Origin of the sequence: Pseudomonas sp. DE0010, from assembly GCF_007680745.1 — a bacterium.
Lineage (GTDB): Bacteria > Pseudomonadota > Gammaproteobacteria > Pseudomonadales > Pseudomonadaceae > Aquipseudomonas > Aquipseudomonas parafulva_B.
The window spans coordinates 43,894-63,429 of sequence record NZ_VEJQ01000029.1 but is presented as its reverse complement, the minus strand read 5'-3'; the positions used below and the strand labels follow the sequence as shown (position 1 = coordinate 63,429).

At 56.8% G+C, this 19,536-nt stretch carries 18 protein-coding genes and 2 pseudogenes; 10 read left to right on the top strand and 10 right to left on the bottom strand.

Annotation, left to right across the window (positions count from 1 at the left end):
• Window positions 1-440: 440 nt before the first annotated feature.
• Together FS767_RS19195 and FS767_RS23580 are read right to left on the bottom strand one after the other, a co-directional pair.
• Entirely contained in the window at window positions 441-1,115 is a 675-nt protein-coding gene (locus FS767_RS19195) for a GNAT family N-acetyltransferase (RefSeq protein WP_178102751.1), read from the bottom strand.
• A 239-nt stretch (window positions 1,116-1,354) separates the two neighbouring features.
• The gene (locus tag FS767_RS23580) at window positions 1,355-1,726 is read right to left on the bottom strand and encodes a 4-fold beta flower protein (RefSeq protein WP_371921601.1); all 372 of its coding nucleotides are present in this window, start codon (window positions 1,724-1,726) and stop codon (window positions 1,355-1,357) included.
• 294 nt (window positions 1,727-2,020) lie between these two features.
• On the opposite strand from FS767_RS23580, the gene FS767_RS19190 reads away from it, so the two are divergent.
• Complete coding sequence (locus tag FS767_RS19190) at window positions 2,021-3,775, top strand: AIPR family protein (RefSeq protein ID WP_144967479.1); 1,755 nt, start codon at window positions 2,021-2,023, stop codon at window positions 3,773-3,775.
• 841 nt (window positions 3,776-4,616) lie between these two features.
• The gene (locus FS767_RS23240) at window positions 4,617-5,543 is read left to right on the top strand and encodes a Rha family transcriptional regulator (protein ID WP_256674288.1); all 927 of its coding nucleotides are present in this window, start codon (window positions 4,617-4,619) and stop codon (window positions 5,541-5,543) included.
• Window positions 5,544-5,597: 54 nt separating this feature from the next.
• Here the strand turns inward: FS767_RS23240 and FS767_RS19180 are convergent, their stop codons facing one another.
• From FS767_RS19180 to FS767_RS19170, 3 genes and pseudogenes are all read right to left on the bottom strand, one after another.
• Complete coding sequence (locus FS767_RS19180) at window positions 5,598-6,392, bottom strand: DNA adenine methylase (RefSeq protein WP_144967477.1); 795 nt, start codon at window positions 6,390-6,392, stop codon at window positions 5,598-5,600.
• Between the two features lie 151 nt (window positions 6,393-6,543).
• The gene (locus tag FS767_RS19175; protein WP_144967475.1) at window positions 6,544-7,107 is read right to left on the bottom strand and encodes a lysis system i-spanin subunit Rz; all 564 of its coding nucleotides are present in this window, start codon (window positions 7,105-7,107) and stop codon (window positions 6,544-6,546) included.
• Window positions 7,104-7,424: pseudogene (locus tag FS767_RS19170) on the bottom strand (glycoside hydrolase family 19 protein); the annotation flags it as partial. The pseudogene FS767_RS19170 and the gene FS767_RS19175, both read right to left, overlap by 4 nt.
• Before the next feature lie 79 nt (window positions 7,425-7,503).
• Here FS767_RS19170 and FS767_RS19165 point away from each other — a divergent pair.
• The 4 genes and pseudogenes from FS767_RS19165 to tal all read left to right on the top strand — a co-directional run.
• Window positions 7,504-7,680: pseudogene (locus tag FS767_RS19165) on the top strand (pyocin activator PrtN family protein); the annotation flags it as partial.
• 710 nt (window positions 7,681-8,390) lie between these two features.
• Entirely contained in the window at window positions 8,391-8,999 is a 609-nt protein-coding gene (locus FS767_RS19160; RefSeq protein WP_144967473.1) for a hypothetical protein, read from the top strand.
• A 904-nt stretch (window positions 9,000-9,903) separates the two neighbouring features.
• Entirely contained in the window at window positions 9,904-10,914 is a 1,011-nt protein-coding gene (gene dusA, locus FS767_RS19150; RefSeq protein WP_144967471.1) for a tRNA dihydrouridine(20/20a) synthase DusA, read from the top strand.
• Between the two features lie 176 nt (window positions 10,915-11,090).
• On the top strand, window positions 11,091-12,017 hold the full coding sequence (tal, locus tag FS767_RS19145; RefSeq protein WP_144967469.1) for a transaldolase: 927 nt from the start codon (window positions 11,091-11,093) through the stop codon (window positions 12,015-12,017).
• 120 nt (window positions 12,018-12,137) lie between these two features.
• Here the strand turns inward: tal and rssC are convergent, their stop codons facing one another.
• Together rssC and rssB are read right to left on the bottom strand one after the other, a co-directional pair.
• Complete coding sequence (rssC, locus tag FS767_RS19140) at window positions 12,138-12,620, bottom strand: anti-sigma factor antagonist RssC (protein ID WP_058639645.1); 483 nt, start codon at window positions 12,618-12,620, stop codon at window positions 12,138-12,140.
• Complete coding sequence (rssB, locus tag FS767_RS19135; protein ID WP_144967467.1) at window positions 12,617-13,801, bottom strand: two-component system response regulator RssB; 1,185 nt, start codon at window positions 13,799-13,801, stop codon at window positions 12,617-12,619. The genes rssC and rssB overlap by 4 nt, the downstream gene beginning before the upstream one ends.
• A gap of 271 nt (window positions 13,802-14,072) precedes the next feature.
• On the opposite strand from rssB, the gene FS767_RS19130 reads away from it, so the two are divergent.
• The gene (locus tag FS767_RS19130) at window positions 14,073-14,372 is read left to right on the top strand and encodes a PilZ domain-containing protein (RefSeq protein ID WP_144967465.1); all 300 of its coding nucleotides are present in this window, start codon (window positions 14,073-14,075) and stop codon (window positions 14,370-14,372) included.
• 2 nt (window positions 14,373-14,374) lie between these two features.
• Here the strand turns inward: FS767_RS19130 and FS767_RS19125 are convergent, their stop codons facing one another.
• On the bottom strand, window positions 14,375-15,082 hold the full coding sequence (locus FS767_RS19125; RefSeq protein WP_058605700.1) for a VacJ family lipoprotein: 708 nt from the start codon (window positions 15,080-15,082) through the stop codon (window positions 14,375-14,377).
• A gap of 355 nt (window positions 15,083-15,437) precedes the next feature.
• Between FS767_RS19125 and FS767_RS19120 the strand changes: the two genes are divergently transcribed.
• Entirely contained in the window at window positions 15,438-15,701 is a 264-nt protein-coding gene (locus tag FS767_RS19120; protein ID WP_023534264.1) for a DUF4404 family protein, read from the top strand.
• Between the two features lie 136 nt (window positions 15,702-15,837).
• Here FS767_RS19120 and queF read toward each other — a convergent pair whose 3' ends face one another.
• Both queF and FS767_RS19110 read right to left on the bottom strand, forming a co-directional pair.
• Window positions 15,838-16,668: an NADPH-dependent 7-cyano-7-deazaguanine reductase QueF gene (gene queF, locus FS767_RS19115; RefSeq protein ID WP_144967463.1), complete on the bottom strand. Its 831-nt coding sequence runs from the start codon at window positions 16,666-16,668 to the stop codon at window positions 15,838-15,840.
• Between the two features lie 137 nt (window positions 16,669-16,805).
• Complete coding sequence (locus FS767_RS19110; protein WP_144967461.1) at window positions 16,806-17,321, bottom strand: plastocyanin/azurin family copper-binding protein; 516 nt, start codon at window positions 17,319-17,321, stop codon at window positions 16,806-16,808.
• 183 nt (window positions 17,322-17,504) lie between these two features.
• On the opposite strand from FS767_RS19110, the gene FS767_RS19105 reads away from it, so the two are divergent.
• Together FS767_RS19105 and FS767_RS19100 are read left to right on the top strand one after the other, a co-directional pair.
• The gene (locus FS767_RS19105; RefSeq protein ID WP_144967459.1) at window positions 17,505-18,185 is read left to right on the top strand and encodes a heavy metal response regulator transcription factor; all 681 of its coding nucleotides are present in this window, start codon (window positions 17,505-17,507) and stop codon (window positions 18,183-18,185) included.
• Window positions 18,182-19,531 carry a heavy metal sensor histidine kinase gene (locus tag FS767_RS19100; RefSeq protein ID WP_144967457.1) on the top strand — a complete coding sequence of 450 codons (1,350 nt, stop codon included), beginning with the start codon at window positions 18,182-18,184 and terminating at the stop codon, window positions 19,529-19,531. The genes FS767_RS19105 and FS767_RS19100 overlap by 4 nt, the downstream gene beginning before the upstream one ends.
• Window positions 19,532-19,536 lie beyond the last annotated feature (5 nt).

The following is a 19,536-nucleotide window of genomic DNA, read 5'->3' as shown; positions in this document are numbered from 1 at the left end:
CAGGCCTACCTGGTAAAAGCACGGCCTGCCTGGCGGTAGGCCGTTATCGGCCCGCACACAAAAAAACTGACACTCTCGATAGAATTCATGCCTTTGCGCTTGATCGTGGTCTGAGCACTAGACCTGGCTAACTAGGCCTCCTCTCTGAGGCGGTAACGGCAGTGACCTGTCAGCAGAAAGCGCTAAACATCCGTAACCGAGAGATCTTCGAATGCCCCCCGAAACGCCAGAAAACGCGGCCCGCCCAATGGATACGGTAGTGAGGCGGTTTTCTGTTGCCCCCATGATGGATTGGACCTACTCACCGCGTAGCCCTTGATTTCAAAGGGCTTCGACGACTTAGATAACTTCGAGTACCATTTTTGTACCACTCATACACACGGCCTTCGCCTTAACCGCTCCTTGCTTATCACTGAAGGGCCCACTCCCTCTACCCTCTTTCACGCAGACCGTCGCTTGGCCTTCAGGCGCTGAGAAAGAAAGTTTTTCGCCTTTGCCTCCCCGGTCTTCTGAGCCTTCTTCATCGCTTTGTTCGCCGCCGCCACTGCTTGCTCAGTAGATCGAGCAGTTGCCTCCATTTGCTCTTGGATGATGGGAGGCTGTTGCGCGAGCGCATCAGGGTCAAGAATGGGAGTTTCTTCACACGGCTGCCCGATTGCCATAACTACCTGATGCTTTCGAAGCGCCCTAGGCTCAAATCCATAGCGCTCATAGATAGGTACTAAACCGACTTCACAAGAGAGGCTGATGACGGAGTATTTAGTCACGATCTCTCGCATCATCAAGCTGAAGATCCCTTCACCTCTACGCGGCCTGGCCACCGCCGCATAATAGACACCGCACTCAGGGTGCACTCCAGGAGATAGACCGCAAAGCGCAAACCCGACAACGCAACCATCATCCATGGCAATGACCAATTCAATCTGAGATGGCTCCGGTCTCGCAAGATACGCCCGAACCTCCGCGAGCAAACTCAGCCGATATGCACTGAACAATGGATGCGACCTAGGGGGATGCCGCATGGATAACTCCGTTACATTGTCAGCAACAAGATTCAGGACTTCCTCTCCTTTGGCTTTGGGGACTGGCGCAGGTAGTGCCTCGATAACAATCATGGGAGCCTCGTGGTTGGCGTGATGGCGCATAGACACTAGCACTGCCCACACCAATTGTGTTGCAGTAAGAATAGGAAAAAGGCGCCCACTCCCATTTACTGGGGGTGGGCGCCTTAGAGATTTGAACCCGTCCGGATAATCGCGCAGGGCGCTTTAGGCCAGAAAAATCGGCCTTCAGCTAGTGCTAAGATGGACTAACTAGGTCTGCAGCGGCCCCAAATCTGCCCTAAAGCCTACCCTTATTGCGCGAAAAATGCTTCGCCTGAAAGCGTCGACCACGAAAGGCTCCTCGAAGGACGAGCAGGGCGTGCTTGCCGGGCTCCCCTGGCAGGCCGAGCTGATCGGGCTGCACGGGCCGGACGCGCATTCCTTGCAGGGCGAGCCGGCCCCCCTGTGGCCCCAGTAGTAAAAAAGACTGCTTGGCCCCGAGAGTCGAGCACCCATCCATCTTTGAACCAACCAAAATGGCGCCCCGAGTACCCGTAAATTGAGTCGTCAGAGATCCACGCTACAGGCGTACCGTTGTAGAGGTAGATCGCTGGACTCTCTTGCTCGTCGTCGTACCAGGCAACCGCACATCCGTTGCGATCATAAAACGTTTCATACGCCATGGCTGATCCTCATAGTAAAAGTAACCAGCTAGCATAGACGCAATATGGCATCACACCCGATTTTGCTGGAGTATCCAGAAGGAAAGCGCCCAAGCCCGCATACCCTTCACAGCACAGCACAGCACCGCACCGTGAGTTGATTCCATCAACTGATCGTCAACTCATCTGTGCTGGGACTCTTCCGCCACAGGTGTGCCGACTTAGCTAACGTGTGTGCACGGGAAACGTAGTGGAAGGCTAGCAGCTGTAGTGGCATACTGACACCCTTCCAACCAACCCGAGCAATGGACCGCCATGCATATCATCATCGAAAAAAATATTGAAGAACTAAAAAAAGAATACCAATATTCAAAAAAAATCCCAGAGTCAAAACTATTCGAATATTTCTGCAATTACTGCATCACCTCCAAACATTACCTTGGCAGATTCAACCCTAAAGACATAACCACCGAAGAAGATGATGCATCCATTGACGGAATCTCCATCATCATTGATGGCGACTTAATAACAACAATTGATGATGTCCAGAAAATCTTCAGAACTCACAAAACAAGTTTAAGCGCCGACATCATATTTACGCAATGCAAGAGTGGCGAAGCCTTTAGAAAAGCAGACATTAATAACTTTAGCGTTGGCCTTGAAGATTTTATCAGCCTAAACCCGCAGTACCCCCAAGGCAAGCTAAATCTCAATTCACTGAAAATAATCAAGGAAATATTTGGCAACCTGAAAAGAATAAAGAACCGCCTACCCAACCTCCACGCATATTATTGCACTAGCGGAAACTATAGAGAAGACCGTGAAATAAAGGCATCTTTTGATGCGCTGAAAATTAAAATTGCAGAGAAAGATCTATTTGGCGAGGTCAGTGTAACACCGCTTGGGCGAGCCGAACTGCTTAAATTCTATGCAAACGCTACAGAAAAGAATGAAGCAACTCTTAGATTAATCGATTACTTCGGGATGCCTAAGATCCCTAATATCCCCCAGTCATATATCGGGATTGCAAATGCTGAAGAATTCGTTACCAACGTTTTAGCGGATGCCGAAGGCAATCTCAATCATCGTGTATTCGAAGAAAACGTCCGGTCTTTTCTAGGAGAGAATAACCAGGTTAATAACAAAATCAAATCCACCCTCAATGATATCGACAAAAAGAATTTATTCTCTGTGCTTAACAATGGAATCACCATCGTTGCACCTGAACTCACACTGACTCCTAACACCAAGGAAATTAACCTTACAAATTATCAAGTCATCAACGGCTGTCAAACTAGCAACACATTGTTCATGAATAGACATCTGCTCGACACGTCTGTCAATATAATTATTAAATTTATCGAATCCGCCAACACCGACGTCTCAGAAGATATAATTTCTGCCACCAATAATCAAACAGAAGTGAACACCGAGTCGTTCCATGGCTTGAAAGGCAAAGCAAAACTTGTTCAAAAATATTTTGACGCAAAAAATGCCAAGGCAGCTCCAGAGAATAGAATTTACTTTGAACGCCGCGAAAGCGAGTATAAAGATGCTGGCTATCAGTTCACCCGGATTTTTGATGTCAGGGAATTGGCCCGCTGTTATGCGGCTATGGTGCTGAACCAAGCCCATCACTCGGCTAGATATGTAAAGGAGATATTTTCAACTAGCGGAAAAGATCTATTTTGCGACAACGACCATGAGTCTCTTTACTACGCCTCCGCTCTAGCCCTGTACAAATACAACACGCTTGTAAATGGTCGGAAAAATGGAGCACACAACTTTATCAAGCTTCGCTGGCATATTATTCAAGTCTACAAATGGGTAGTACATGGGAAGACTGATATCCCAGTACCATCCTCAAAAGCTGCTGAAGAATACGCAAACAAAATAATCACATCGCTTACTTCAGAAGATAAACCATACATGGAGCATTTCTTAACCTGCCAAGAAATCATTGTATCCACTGGCACTCCATCGGCAGACTCGTTGAAACGCGGAAAGTTCACTGCGGACCTCATTCATAAAGCGAACGAATACTTTGCGAAAAAATCGAATCAGGCGTAAGGCGTAAGCACAAACCCCAATCATGCCGCAACAGTGACAGAAGGCGCTTGAGCCCTTAAACAGTGGGTTTGGCGCCTTTTGAATTGGGCATTAAACGATAGGAGCTTAGTTTGTTAAGGATACGTACTTAGTCCTTACCCATTTACAAGCCAGCCTGAGCATTTACTACCTGTAAGAGACAGATTAGCTTTAAGACAGGCTATACGACGACAGATCCACCTTTGCGCCTTGAAACCAGCCTCGCGGTAGTGTGACAGTGTAGAAAGAACACCCTCGAAAAGAACTAACTCGGACCTAATTTCATCAACATAGGCTGTCGATTTGAGGAGATACGATATTGCTTTATTGCGCCCCCAATACTGGCTTGCCTCTTTCCTATTATCTCCGACACCTTCGCCTCTGCCTTTGCAGAAGTCATAACTTACGCTATAAGCAGAGAGATACATGTAGGCAATCAGAACGCTGATAATCATCCATACCCCTTAATCCTTTTAATTTAAAGCTCGTTATACTACAGCTGCGATCATCCATCGGACCTGACGGCCATCCAATCGCGCATGCTAATTTTGTTGACATTACTCAAAGGGCTGAGTAACGTTCATCGGTCGCAGTAAATCCTGCGACCTGGGATTGGCCTCCCGGAAATTCACAGGCGGACGTGACTACCGCTCTCTTGGCGGTTTTTTTTCGTCCGCAACATGGCAATGCCTGCACTATGGGCGGAGTCGTGTGGGCACCCGAAAGGGTGGCCGGCCCCTGTGAGCCGGTAGGCCAACCTGCACGGCTTCGCCCACCCGATTGGCCTCGGGCGCGGAGCCTCCTTCATCACAGGAGATCCACCATGAAAGCCATCGCACCCATTGCTCCTACCTCACCCGTAGCCGTAGAACTCATTGACGGGCATCCGACAACTACCAGCCTTGATGTCGCTGCCCACTTCGGCAAGCTGCACAAGGACGTCCTCAAGCGGATTGCTAGCTTGGACTGCTCCTCTGAATTCACACAGCGCAATTTTGCGCCGTGTACTCGTCCTGGCTTTAACAACAAGCCAGAGCCGTATTACCGCATGACCCGCGATGGCTTTACCTTCCTATGCATGGGCTTCACTGGTAAGGAAGCGGCCAGGTGGAAAGAGGCATATATCGACGCCTTCAACCAGCTGGAGCAAGCGGCCACCGAGAAGAGCAGCCTTCCAGCTATACAGGATGCCGTGCTCGAGCACCGCGCGTTCCGTGGCCGCCACATCCTGATCGCTAAACTGAACGACACCTACTGGCTCAGCGCCGGCAACCTCTGTACAGCACTTGGCCTGGGCAGCTCTGATCGAATAGTCCGCAGCCTGCTGCCACAGCACAAGCGTAAGCTGCGTCGGGGTAATCGTGATCTGTGGATGATCGACACCATGGGTGCCGAGCGTGCAGCAGACTATTGCAAAGCCGAGCTGGGCAGCGAGTACCGCATATGGCTTAACCGCCAGTTCACTCAGCAGCCAGCAGAAAAGCCAATTGAAGCGCCGACACTTATGGGCCGGCGCTGGTTGATATCGTTCGATCATACGGGCAAGGAACAGATCCGACCTATCCCGGAAGACGCTGGTGTAATGACGCTGAGGGAAATGATCAGCGCCGTTGCCACTGGCCATCTATTGCTATCCACCCCGGAGCTGTTTCAGCTCTCAGCCGCCCTGCACCGCCGAATCGAACGGCGCACGACGGATGAGGCTGCGCAGTTGAAAGAGCTGCAGCAACGAATCGCGAACTGCCGATAGCTCGCACATCAACAGAGCCAGGGCTGGGCACCTGTCCACCCTGCTCGACCAGCGTCAGAAAAGTTGCCCAAGCCCCGTGGGTCTCCAATTCATGATCACCATTTCGCCGGTCACCTCAGCCTTACATTGGCGCTGATTCGTAGTGGTATATCGGATATCCAGGCACTCGAAGTGGAAACCGTTGAAGGTGCGCCTGATGTCTGGGTGGTCGTTGATGCTGACCATCACCCTGCCCTTGCATCGGCGCATGAAGTCGGCCATGCGCTCGTACTCCTCGAAGGGAAAGTCAACGCCATAGCCGGCCGTCTGCCAGTAGGGCGGGTCCATGTAGAAGAACGTATGCGCCCGATCATAGCGTTCGGCGCAGGCGAGCCAGGACAGGTTCTCGACATAGGTGCCGGCGAGGCGTTGCCACGCGGCGGAGAGATTCTCCTCGATGCGCAGCAGGTTGATGGCCGGCCCGGTGGTGGCGGTACCGAACGTTTGTCCGGTGACCTTGCCACCGAAGGCGTGTTGCTGCAGGTAGAAAAACCGCGCTGCTCGCTGGATATCAGTCAGGGTTTCAGGACGAGTCATCTTCTGCCATTCGAAGATCTGCCGGGAGCTGAGCGCCCATTTGAACTGGCGCACGAATTCTTCCAAGTGGTTCTGCACAACACGGTAAAGGGTGACCAGGTCACCGTTGAGATCATTCAGCACCTCCACGGGGGCGGGCTGGGGACGCATGAAGAACAACGCGGCACCGCCGGCGAAGACTTCGACGTAGCACTCATGAGGGGGAAAGAGAGGGATCAAGCGGTCGGCCAGGCGGCGTTTGCCACCCATCCAGGGGATGATTGGAGAGGTCATAGGTATGCAAGTCTTTACTGTATGGATAAACAGGTGTTAGGCTCGCCGCGCTTTGTGCACAAGGCAGAGGCCACGGCTGGACTTGCAGGAAGGGTCTGCGGGTTCGGTGGGCCGGGCTGGATGTTGTCGCATCCTTCCCGGCTCGCCTCTTTTACTGCTTGGTGATTTCGCGAACGTAGGCCTGGCAGGCCTGCAAGGCGATTAGTCCGCGGTCGCCTTCATCGGTGATGGCGATAATTCGTTGAGCATGCGTTGGGTCAAGTTGGGCGCGTACGGCGCCAGGTACCACGCCTCCGGCGCCGGCGGTTTCTCGCACCCCACCGCTACAACTCCAGCGGGCAACGGCTCCAGAGTCGACGAGGACTGACAGCCGCAGATCAGTGGTAGCAAGCCGGTCACGCAGGCGAGCTTGAGTTTGTTGCGCATCTTCCATCTCCTTCCAGTGGTTTTGTGCCTGGGCCTGCAGGCGAGCCTCCAGGGCGCTACGGGCTTGCTGTTGTTCAGCTAGATGATCGAGCGCGGCAGCCGCCGCCCTCTCCCGCTCCAGGCCGTTGATACGTTCCTTCTCTGCCAGCTGTTTGCCGTAATCGTCGGCTTGCTCAGCAAGCTGCGCGTTGTATGCGTTAGCCTGCCAAACCCAAGCTGCTCGGGCGCCAACCGCACAGGCATGCAGCAACGCCGCGACAGCCAATAGGCGGGAGACCCACCCGTTCACTGCAGCACCTCAAGCGCTCGAGCGTCGATGGCCTTTCGATCCTCCAGGCCATTGGTACCGCCGTTGAAGCGCTTGGTGATGGCCAAGAGGTCGCCTTTGTGCGCGACGCTATTCAGTCCCTCTTTCTGCCAGAGCCAGCCAGCCGACAACGATGCGTAGACCGGATGATCGAGCAGCTCTGGCGTGTTCAGCAGCCGGCTATCTCCGAACAGCGCTTCGCTACAAGCTTCACAGCTGAAACGGCCAGTCACTTGAATCAGACCCCGGCCGCGATAGAGTTGGTCATCCCCATCCACTTCAGGCGTGCTGCCGAGGCGCTAGGCCAGGTGACTGGTGCTTAACATGCCGTCGACAGGAGGGGCAGGCGTGATCCCAGCCTCTGGTTTGATGGTGTAGTACAACGGTACGTCGATCATCTCACTCGAACAGGTATGCGCTGACTACATTACGCGCCTCATGCCGCTCATATTCGAACGCAAGGTGCTGCCCGGGGAAATCAAGCTGCCTATCACCCGACTTGAATTGAGCCAGAAGAGCGCTATGGGCATACACATTGCCGATCTAGCCCTTTAGATAGAGCAGCAGCGGGATGCGGCGCGCAAAGAGTGTGCGCAGTTGAATGAGATGTGACGTGCGGCTGATACAAGACTGCGATCCAGGATCATTTTCAGCTGTCTACAGCGAACTATATGGCTGAATCCGCGTCTGCACCCAGTCGAGCCCACCTTAGCGACTTAGCGTTGATGGCCTCCTACAATCGGCGGCCATTTACTTGCTCTCTCAATGGGCTGGATGGCAACGGTCGGATTGCCCTAATCCCGGACACGATACTGACCGCTTTCGTGCCATAGCTGCCATTGGAGGACGATTGCTGGCTTGAAGCGAGCCGCAACTCGGTCTAGCCCCCCCACAGTACCATCAGCCTTTCTAGTGATGGAGGGCGCGCTCTATCTCGTTGCTTGCCACAGCTCGGAAACCTCGGATTTACTGGTCGTCCCACTTAATGGCTACGGCTTTTTCTCGCTATATCTTACAGTGATCTTGATATTTTCTGACTCTCGCCTTGCATAGTCGCAGCGCTTCGGTGTATGTCAGCCAGAAAGGAAACGAAGACGAAAAATGCGGGAGCTAAGCAATGCTCCAAGCCCAAAGTTAGCCCTAGAGGAAAATATTTTTTCGAGGCTTGCCACAAGCCGTGGCAGCCCCAAGCAAATACTTGAACAACCAGCACCTGCTGATGCACAATTAGCAATAGCACTCCAAGCACTGTTAGGCGCACATTCATGAATCTTGATATTTTGTTTTCTCCATCCATATTACTTTCTTTCTTAGCATGCCTCGCACTACCTTTATTATGTCTATTCAATTGCTTGATTAGCTCTAACCTTACACGCCCAGTTGTATTTATGCTTGGGATTTGCTTTATTGGTATCGGCGTCTTTGGACACATTGCTTTTCTCGATATGCTAGAGCGATGTAAAGAATGGCAATCTTCAGGCCATGTGTCGCAGAATGTACTGTCTCGGCTTGAGCGCTACCACCTGGTATTCGCCTACATGCTTCCATTCGTATCAGGAGCGATTGGGACTAACGTTATTTCCGATGCGCTACTGAAACACCATACTTATGAGCGGTCTTTTTCTGCTTTAGAATTCCTTCAAGACCTTACGAAAATTGCTCTGATGCCAGTCGGTCTAGTTGTCGGCGTTGTTGTCAGTATAGTTTGGATCTTGCTTCTGCCGATAACTCCTGCTCGCCGCCTGCTTCGCTCTATGCTTCCTAAAGTTTGGCGCTGGATATTTCTGAAGGCTTTAAAACTCAGCATTATTGCCCGAAATAATACTAGCTCGAAGCACGACAATCTAAATCTAGAGCACGACGGCACTAGCTGAGTTTTTCGAATGTTTCATTGCGCTTAATTGCGATCAACTACAATCAGCCTGCAGGCTACATTAGTAATGGGTTTTGGCCCGGTTTCGGGGTGGATGAGGGACCGCAGCGGGTTGAAAGCGGCCACTCTACTAATCGGATAGACCCAAAGCGGTGATAACAGAGTAGATAAGGCCTCTGCGGGCAGGCCGAACCGTCCATTGGGCTAATCAGCTCCGTTGCATCGAATCGTCAAAAAAAATCCGAGTGGCGCTTACCGACGCATGGATGATCCGTTCTCACCGGCTCCACTCCTTATATCGAACACCTCTCAGATGCGTGTAACGTCACAGCGAATGTCAGTCACAATGGCCGGGCATACTCGAAACCTGCCGGATAAACCAGGCCGTTCGGAACAACCTGTTCACACCTTTATTGCGTAGATCGTGAAAGTGCAGATACTCCACGCCAAGCATCTTGCATGCCATGAACTATGCCGTGCCAATTGAATCGGTGCCGTAAGGGAGATCTGCGTGCACAAACGTGGCAAGCTTTGCACAATCGCCCTCGCCCCATGCGGCAGATGTCACCACTCGTCGCTGCCGATCTCAATCATGTCCTTGACTGGGTGCCCTCCACGGTAGGCGATAGCGCCAGACACGGCCAACTCGGACTCTCGTCGCTTTGCCCAGACCTGTGCTGCTTGCTTGCGGACGAATGTCTGGGCTTCTTGATAGACTAGGCCACCCTTTTTGTTAAGGCTGACTTGGACGGATAACCCAACCGTTCAATCAGCCTTTTTCCTTGCTCTAATCGTTGCCATGATTTCCGGTGGTACAAGCGTTATTGGCCGGTGGTACATCGCACCAACGTCACACCAAGACGCCATAAAATCCCGGAAAAACGATTGAAAATGCGTAGACCAGAATGCCCCTAGAATCAGCCTCAAAGCCACAAACCACGCACCCTGAGCCCTCCCGCCGCTTCAGCGTTGCCCCCATGATGGACTGGACCGACCGCCACTGCCGGTTCTTCCTGCGCCTACTCTCCAAGCACACCCTGCTCTACACCGAAATGGTCACCACCGGTGCCCTGCTGCACAACGACGCCCAGCGTTTCCTGCGCCACGATGCCTCCGAGCACCCGCTGGCCCTGCAACTGGGCGGCAGCGTGCCGGCGGATCTGGCGGCGTGTGCGCGGCTGGCTGAAGCCGATGGCTATGATGAGGTCAACCTCAATGTCGGCTGCCCCAGCGATCGGGTGCAGAACAACATGATCGGTGCCTGCCTGATGGCGCACCCGGCGCTGGTGGCCGATTGCGTGAAGGCCATGCGCGACGCCGTCTCGACACCGGTGACGGTCAAGCACCGCATCGGCATCAATGGCCGCGACAGCTATGCACAGTTGTGTGACTTCGTCGGGCAGGTGCGCGAGGCGGGTTGCCGCAGTTTCACCGTGCACGCACGCATCGCCATTCTCGAAGGGTTGTCGCCCAAGGAAAACCGCGAAGTGCCGCCGCTGCGCTATGACGTGGCCGCGCAGCTGAAAGCTGATTTCCCGGACCTTGAGATCGTGCTCAACGGCGGTATCAAGACCTTGGCCGACTGCCATACCCACCTTCAGACCTTCGATGGCGTGATGCTGGGCCGCGAGGCCTATCACAACCCGTATCTGCTGGCCGAGGTGGATCAACAGCTGTTCGGCAGCGTTGCACCGGTGGTCACCCGCACCGAAGTGCTGGCGCAGTTACGGCCTTACATCGTGGCGCATATGCAGGCAGGGGGTGCGATGCATCACGTGACCCGGCATATTCTCGGCCTGGCCCAGGGCTTCAAGGGCGCTCGCCGGTTTCGCCAACTGCTTTCGGCAGACATCCACAAGGCGGCCGAGCCGCTGGCCGTGTTCGACCAGGCCGTCGAGTTGTTGCAGGGGCGTTGAGGGCGCTGGCGTGTCACGCAAGCGCCTGCCGATTGCGCGACACGATGCAAGGCCCGGCCTGAAGGGAACCTGGGAGACGGTGGGTACTCGAACACTCACCTCTCGTACAGCCGGGCCCTTGAGCGACCGTGGGGGCTGGGGTAATGTCGAGCCATTGCACAGGACAGAGCACGCCCATGACTTCCAAGCTGGAACAACTCAAGCAGTTCACTACCGTGGTCGCCGACACCGGTGACCTGGACGCCATCACGCGCCTGAAACCGGTAGATGCCACCACCAACCCGTCGCTGCTGCTCAAGGCTGCTGCCATCCCGGCCTATGCCGAGTTGCTCACGCGCGTGAAGGGCGAGGCCAACGGTAATGTGGACCAGGCCTGCGACATGTTCGCGGTGGCTGTGGGTTCGGGCATTTTGAAAGCCATCCCCGGGCGTATCTCGACCGAAGTGGATGCGCGGCTGTCGTTCGACGAGCCTGCCCTGCTGGCCAAGGCGCGCTCGCTGATCGAGCTGTACGACAAGGCCGGTGTTGGCCGTGACCGTGTGCTGATCAAGCTGGCGTCTACCTGGGAAGGTATTCGCGCCGCCGAAAAGCTGGAGAAGGAAGGCATCCAGACCAACCTGACCTTGCTGTTCTCCTTCGCCCAGGCCCAGGCCTGCGCCGACGCCGGTGTGTTCCTGATTTCGCCGTTCGTGGGCCGGATCTACGATTGGTACAAGAAAAGCACGGGCAAGGAGTACACCGGTGCCGATGATCCAGGCGTACAGTCCGTCACGCGGATCTACAACTACTACAAGGCCAACGGCTACGACACCGTGGTCATGGGCGCCAGCTTCCGCAACACCAACCAGATCGAACAGCTCGCCGGTTGCGATCGCCTGACCATCAGCCCAGAGCTGCTGCAGCAGTTGAGCGAAGACCAGGGCGACTTGCCGCAGGTACTGAAGCCAGGCAATGCCGGGGAGCCCAAGCGTCAACTGAGTGAGAGCGAGTTCCGCTGGGACATGAACGAAGACGCCATGGCTACCGAGAAGCTGGCCGAAGGCATCCGCCAGTTTGCACGCGATCAGGAGAAGCTTGAGAAGGTCATGGCTGAAAAGGGCTGACCCAACCTTAGGGACTTGAGGCGGGCGGGAAATGTTCGACATTTCCCGCCCGTTTCGTATTTGCCTCCAGGGTGACGCTGTCGTGTGTCCTGCACACCGTTGCCGAATGTCGCAACTCGATCAACTGCGCTCCAGCGCACTCACCAGGTCATGAAAGGCTTCGCGATTGGACTCATTCAAGCCCATCAGAATACGGTGCGCTTCCAACACCTTGGCGCGCACCACCTCTTCGTTCTGATCCTGGGATGGCAGGTCGGACAGGCATTCGGGGCATGGGATGGGGCGGTCGACGATGTTGAATACCTGATCGAACCCCATCGATTGCAACAGGCGGGAAATATCCGGGTTGGTAGTCACGACGGTCGGCAGCAGACCCACTTTCTGTCGCGACAGGATCGACAACTTGGCGAGCAAGCCAAGGGTGGTGCTGTCGATGCTTTCGGTTTCGGTCAGGTCGATCACGATGGTCGAGAAATTCAGCGCGGTGAATATTCGCTCGATCGTTGCATCGAGCGCCGAACACAAGGTCAGGCGCACTTCACCGACGAACTTCAGTACGAAGGTACCGTCCTGCTCGGCGAACTGGATTCTACCGGTACTCATTGAAGGTTCCTGCTCAACACCAATAGGGCGATATCATCCGGCATCTCCCCTAGCGTAGCCAATCCAAAACGTTGACGCAGCCCATCCAGGCTACCCTCTGCCGCCCTGACGATTTCAGGCAACGCGGCTTCTTTATCTTTGAGCGTATCACCTGGCAAAAGGTCCAGGATGCCATCGGACATCAGGCTCAGGCTAAAACGCGGTGGCAATTCGATCACCAGGTCCTGGTAACGGGCCTCCTCGAACAGCCCCACCGGCAAGCCGCGGCCTTCAAGGTAGCGGGTGTGCTCGGGCGTGTGCAGCACCGGCAGCGGCAAGTGCCCGCCTACGGCATAGGTCAGCAACCCAGTGTCCTCATCGATCACCCCGCCCACCATGGTCACGTGCTTGCCCAGCTTGCAGTTGATCAACCCACGGTTGATGTGGCTGAGTACTTCAGAAGGCTGGAACTCGCGCATGTTTTTGCCACGCTTGAATTCGAACAGAAGGCGGGTAGTCATGAACTTCAGCAGCACGGTGACAAAGGCCGAAGAAGCGCCGTGCCCGGACACGTCGGCCAGGTAAAAAACAATGCGCCGCTCATCCACACGGAAGTAGTCGGCGAAGTCACCTGACAGATACAGCGACGGGATGATCTGGTGCTCGAAGGCAAAATCACCCGCATGCCAAGGGCTCTGGGGCAACATGTTCATCTGCACTTGCCGACCGGCGGTCTGATCTTCCTGCAACAGGTGCAGGCTGGCCTCCAGTTCGCGGTTGGCAGCCTCGAGCTTCTCGCGGTAGCGCTGGTTTTCCAGCACAAGGTGCGCGCGATCCAGCGCACGGCGTACCGAGTGCTCCAGCACCGCCAGGTCTTCGAGTGGCTTGATCAGGTAGTCCGCAGCGCCCAGGCGCAATGCATCCACCGCATCGGCCATGACCCCGGCACCCGACACCACGATCACGGGTAACTGCGGTGCACGCGCGCTGATCTGACGAATCAGTTCGAGCCCGCCCATTTGCGGCATGCGCAAATCGCAGATCACAAGATCAGGCTGGTGTTCTTCGAAGACCTGAAGCCCCTGCTGGCCATTGCCAGCCTGGAGAACGCTGAAGCCACTGTCTTCAAGATACGCGGCGAGGCTTGCACGGACCACGTCGTCGTCATCGATGATCAGCAGCGTTGCACTGGTTTTCTGCATGTGGGCGAACGGCGCCGATTGGGGTTTGTGCAGCGAGCCGGTAAGGCAGACCAACAGCTGCGGGAATTCTTAACAGGTCGCAGGCTCTTTGCAGTTGCAGGGCAAGAAAGCCTACCGGGCAACTGCGAGATATGCGGTGTAAGGCGCAGACGGTACTCCCATCCGCCAGGGGTTTCAAGCATTCGAACGGTACGCTTGAGCGGCTTTACAGGGCAAATCACCGAGAGTTATAAGAAACCTTCACGATGTAACCTCACAGGAAGGATGCAGCATGCTCGATAGCGCCACCAGCCACAGCGAGAAACGCGATTTCATCCGCATGCGCATCGACACGCCGGTCACCCTGGTGCACGAGGGTAACGTCATCGCCGCCGTGTGTCTCGACCTGTCCAGTAGCGGGATGCAAGTACAAGCCCCTCAGCCGTTCCAGGTCGGGGATCGGCTGGAGGTGCGCCTGGAGTCGGATCACCCGTCGCTCGAAGGCTTGCACGCCACGGCGGAAGTGGTGTGGATCGCGGCCCAGGCGGATGGGCAGCATACGTTCGGGCTGCGCATCCTGGCCATGCGGTAGGATTAGAAATCGTCCTCGACTTCGCCGTCGCGCACCTTGAACTCACGGTTCTGCAGGTAGGCATTGCGAATGAAGATGTATTTGTCCCCCTGAATCAGCTTCTCGGCCGGCAGCAGGCTCGCACGGGTATCCACCACGTCCAGGGCGAAGGCCGAGTTGCGGGTAGGGACATGGTCTACGTAGCGATAGGGCCGGGTGAAGGTGTCCGGGTACTTGGCTACGCCATCGCGCACGGTGCTGGGGCCGAGCAACGGAATGACCACGTACGGGCCGCTGGGTACACCCCAGTAGCCCAGGGTCTGGCCGAAGTCCTCATCGCTGCGCTGCAGGCCCATCTTGGTGCCGACATCGAAGAACCCCGCCAGGCCGAAGGTGGTGTTGACGATCAGGCGCGCCGTATCCACCCCTGCCGCATGGGGCTTGAGCTGCAGGACGTTGTTGGCCAGGTTGGTCACATCGCCCAGGTTGCGGAACATATTGTGAATGCCGTCTTCGAGAAACTGCGGCGTCACGGTGTCATAGCCCTTGGCGAGCGGCTTGAGCGCGTACGTATCGAGGGTATCGTTGAAGCGGAAGATCGGGCGATTGACCGCTTCCCAGGGGTCTTCTTCGGTCGCGGCCTGGGTAGCCGCCACGGGCGCCAGCAGCATGCTGGCGCATACACAGGCCTGGGTGACTCGTTCGATCACACTGGCACCGATCCTACGCATAGTGTTTCTCCATCAGGATTATCGGCCGCAAGCGCAACAGGCGCGCTGCTGTAGTGCGGCAGTATAGAGTTTTGCAGGCCGATAGACAGCTTTCGGCAGCCATGAAGTTTAATGTGACCAAGTGTTGCGTCTGTGGTGCTACGCGATGGCTGCAAGTTTTAGCGAAAAGCCATTACTCCCCTGCCTTGTGGATGAAAATCATCGCTTGGCAGTTAATACGCGAGAAATACAGACACAGCCCAGCGGCTGCCAGTCATGCAAATCCAAGACGAAGGGTTTACGCTCAATACAGGCCAGAACCTTTGCCGCCTCGCTGAGGTCCATGGCTTGCCAAACCCATGATGGAGAATTGCCAATGCCTGCCCGCGAATTGCAAGAGCGCCTCAACAGCCTGCGCGAGCAACTGGATCGCAACGTGCCACTTTCGGACGAAGAGCTGGCTGCGCTCCACGAAGAAGCGCGCCAGATCGAAGCGCAACTGAAGCTGGAAAACGCCACGCCTGACAACAACCTGGCCGACGGTGTGAACCTCGCCGTGGAGCGATTTGAAGCCGACCACCCTGACCTGACGGCCACCCTGCGCAGCATTGCCAACTCGCTGCACAGCATGGGTATCTGAAACATACCGCTCGGGCTACTGCGCGCCCAGCGCAGCGCAGTGGCCTGCCTTGACCCGCACCCAGGCCAGAGGCGAACAGCACATGGCCTGCTGTCAGGATCGGCTGCTGTTCAACGCAGGCGCACCTCTGCGGCGGTCACTGCCTGGCTAGCCGCCCATTGTTCACGACGATTTCCCCCATGCTGCGGTAGGGGTTGATGTCCAGCCCACCTCGGCGCACATACCGGGCATAAACGGTCAAGTGCTCAGGCTGCAACAGATTCTTCAGGTCCAGGTAGATGCGCTCCACGCATTGCTCATGGAAGTCCGCATGCTGGCGGAAGCTGATGAGGTAGGTCAGCAGGCTGGCGTGATCAAGTGCCCTGCCTTTGTAGGTCACTACCACACTCCCCCAGTCAGGCTGTCCGGTGACCGGGCAGTTGGACTTGAGCAAATGGCTGTGCAGCGTCTCTTCGACCACCTGATGGGCGTCGCATTGCAACAGCTCCGGTTGCGGCTGCGCATAGTTGGAAATAGCCACGTCCAGCCCATCGATGCAGGTGCCTGGCAAAGCGACCACGCCTTGGGCCTCAACCTCTTCCAGCGTTTTGACCTTAACCCCTACCGCCTTGCCGGCGGCCGCCGAGAGATCCTTCTCAAGGCACGCCTGCAACGGCTCGATGCCCGCAAAAACGGTCTGGTTCAACGAGTTCAGGTAAAGCTTGAATGACTTCGATTCGATGATGTTGGGCGAATCGGCCGGGATGGCGAACTCGCCTATGGCAACCACCGGCTTACCCGAGGGCAGCAGCCAGGACAGTTCGAAGCAGTTCCAGTAATCCACACCTTGCCAGGGCAGCGTCTGCGCGGTGACGCCCAGCTCCGCCCACTTGGCGGTGCGTGGGATCGGGAACAACAGCTCCGGGGAATAGGTGGCGACGTATTCACTGGACTTGCCCAGCGGGGAGTGTTCGGCGGCAGGGTGCATTGGAACTGACCTGAAAGTGTGGAGTGGACGCTAGCGTTCGTACGGTGCGCGCCCCCATTCTGGGGCAATCCTGTCGTGTACAGGATGACGCGTAGGGCGCCCAGTCTACCCTTTTGCTTACCGCCTTGCAGCGCCACTCATTCGATGATCAGCGGCCCCACCATGCCCGCTTGGTAATGGCCTGGCACATTACAGGCGAATTCGACGGGTGCAGAGGCCTTGAAGCTCCAGGTCAACTCGGCGCGCTGGCCAGGCATCACCAGCACCGTGTTACCGCCGCCATGCCCATGGCCTGCACCATGATCATGCCCGCTCACGGCGCCATGCCCCATGCCCTGTTCGCCTACGGCCGCATTGAACAGCTCGCCTTGCATGGCAACCATCTGCTTCTGGTGTTCGGCATGCATGACCTTGTCACCGAGGTTGAACTCGTGGGGCAATTGCCCTTCGTTGATCAACACAAAGCGCACTGTCTCACCCGCCTTGACAGTGAGGCTGGTGGGCTCGAAGGCGATATCCTTGAGCCTCACCTCGACCGTACGGGTGGCTTTTTCGGCTGGCGCAGGCTCACCGAAAGCCAGTGTGTGGGCGGTGCCTGCCTGAGCAAGACTACTGGCCAGCGTCAGTGCGCAGGCGATGATAAAGCGAGACATCTGGGTTCCCATTCGTTGGATTGAACAGTGCGATAGTGAGCCCTCGCGACTGCCGTGAACCTGACCGTTGCATTACAAGCCTGTCAGTTTGGCCGAACGCTGCGCAGGTCACGTATGATCCTGGCACCCACGCGCCGGCTGGACTCCACCGCGGCGCCGCATCGCCAGCCGGAGCTTGCCTCAATGAAACTGTTGATCGTCGAAGACCAGGCCCGTACTGGCCAGTACCTGCATCAGGGCCTGAGCGAGGCCGGCTTCACGGTAGAGCTGGCCACCGATGGCGAGACTGGCCAGTTCCTGGCGCTGACGGGCGATCACGACCTTTTGATCCTGGATGTGATGCTGCCAGGGCGCGACGGCTGGCAGATCCTCAAGGCCGTGCGGCAAGCCGGTATCGATACGCCTGTGCTGTTTCTGACCGCCCGCGATGCCATCGAGGACCGGGTAAATGGCTTGGAACTGGGCGCCGATGATTACCTGATCAAGCCATTCGCCTTTTCGGAGCTGCTGGCGCGTGTGCGCAGCCTGCTCAGGCGCGGGGCCACGCCCAGTGCCGATACCTCGCTGGCGGTGGCGGACCTGCGCCTTGACCTGATTCGCCGGCGTGTCGAGCGCGGCGGCCAGCGCATCGACCTGACCGCCAAGGAGTTCGGTTTGCTCGAGCTGCTGTTGCGCCGTCATGGTGAAGTGCTGTCCAAGGCGCTTATCGCGTCCCAGGTATGGGACATGAACTTTGCCAGCGACACTAACGTGATCGAAGTGGCCATTCGGCGACTGCGGGCCAAGGTGGACGATGCCTACGACGACAAGCTGATCCACACGGTGCGCGGCATGGGTTATGTGCTGGAAGTGCGTTCGTCGTGAGGCGCCGCATTTCGCTGACCAGCCGCCTGGCGCTGCTGTTCGCCGCCTGCACAGCTGCGGTTTCGCTAGGGGCGGGCCTTGTGTTCAATCAGGCCAGCGAGCAGCATTTCATCGAACTCGACCAGCAGTTGCTGGCGTCGCGCCTGTCATTGTTGCGCCGTCACCTGACTGACGTCGGCACACAAGCCGATCTGCAAACCCGCCTGCCTGCCCTGCACGAGGAGCTGAGTCATCAGGCCGACCTGTCCGTGCGGGTCACCTCAGGCAGTGGCGCCACCTGGTTCGAGAGCCGCGCCGGCCTCCCCCCTGCGCCCTCCTCCACGGGTTTGAACACGCTACACGCGCAGGGCACTGACTACCGTAGCCTTGCTGTGGCGCTGATGCCCGGCAGCGCGGCCTCACCGCACCTTGTGCTGTACCTTGACATCACCCATCACCAGCATTTTCTGCAGGGCATGCAGCGTCTGGTCTGGCTGACAGTCGGGCTGTCGGCGCTGGTCACCGCCCTGCTGGGCGCCTGGGCAGCGCGTAGCGGCCTGCGCCCCTTGAGGCAGATGGGGCGCATCACCGCACGCGTCTCTGCCCGCTCGCTCACCACTCGCCTACCTGTGGAGCAGATGCCTGCCGAACTGGCCCAATTGGCTGACAGCCTCAATGCCATGCTGCAGCGCCTGGACGATGCGTTTCAGCGCCTGTCGGCGTTTTCGGCTGATATCGCCCATGAACTGCGTACGCCGCTGTCCAATCTGCTGACCCACACCCAGGTCACCCTGACTCGCCCACGCAGCCTCGACGCCTACCGGGAGGCCTTGCATGACAATCTGGAAGAGCTGCAAGCAATGGCGCAGATGATCAATGACATGCTCTTCCTGGCCAAGGCCGACCAGGGGCTATTGGCACCAGATGCCACACCACTGGCGCTGCATGATGAAGTGGATTCGCTGTTGGAGTATTACGCCCTGGCTGCTGAAGAAGCGGCCGTGCAGCTGACACGCCAGGGGCAGGCGTGGCTGCCCGGCGACCGGACCATGCTGCGCCGGGCGCTCTGCAACTTGCTCGACAACGCCCTGCGCTTCACGCCGGCGGGCGGACAGGTGCGGATCACACTGGCGGCTGGGCCGAGCATTACCGTGGCCAACACAGGCAGCGCCATCGAGGCGACGGCACTGCCACGGCTGTTCGATCGTTTCTACCGGGTGGACCCTTCCAGGCATGACGGCGGCGGCGAACACGCCGGCCTGGGCCTGGCGATCACGCGGTCGATCGTGCAGGCCCATGGCGGGCGGATTCAGGTGGCGAGCGAGTCTGGCTGGACCCGCTTCACGCTGGACTTCACAAGCCGGTAAAGGCT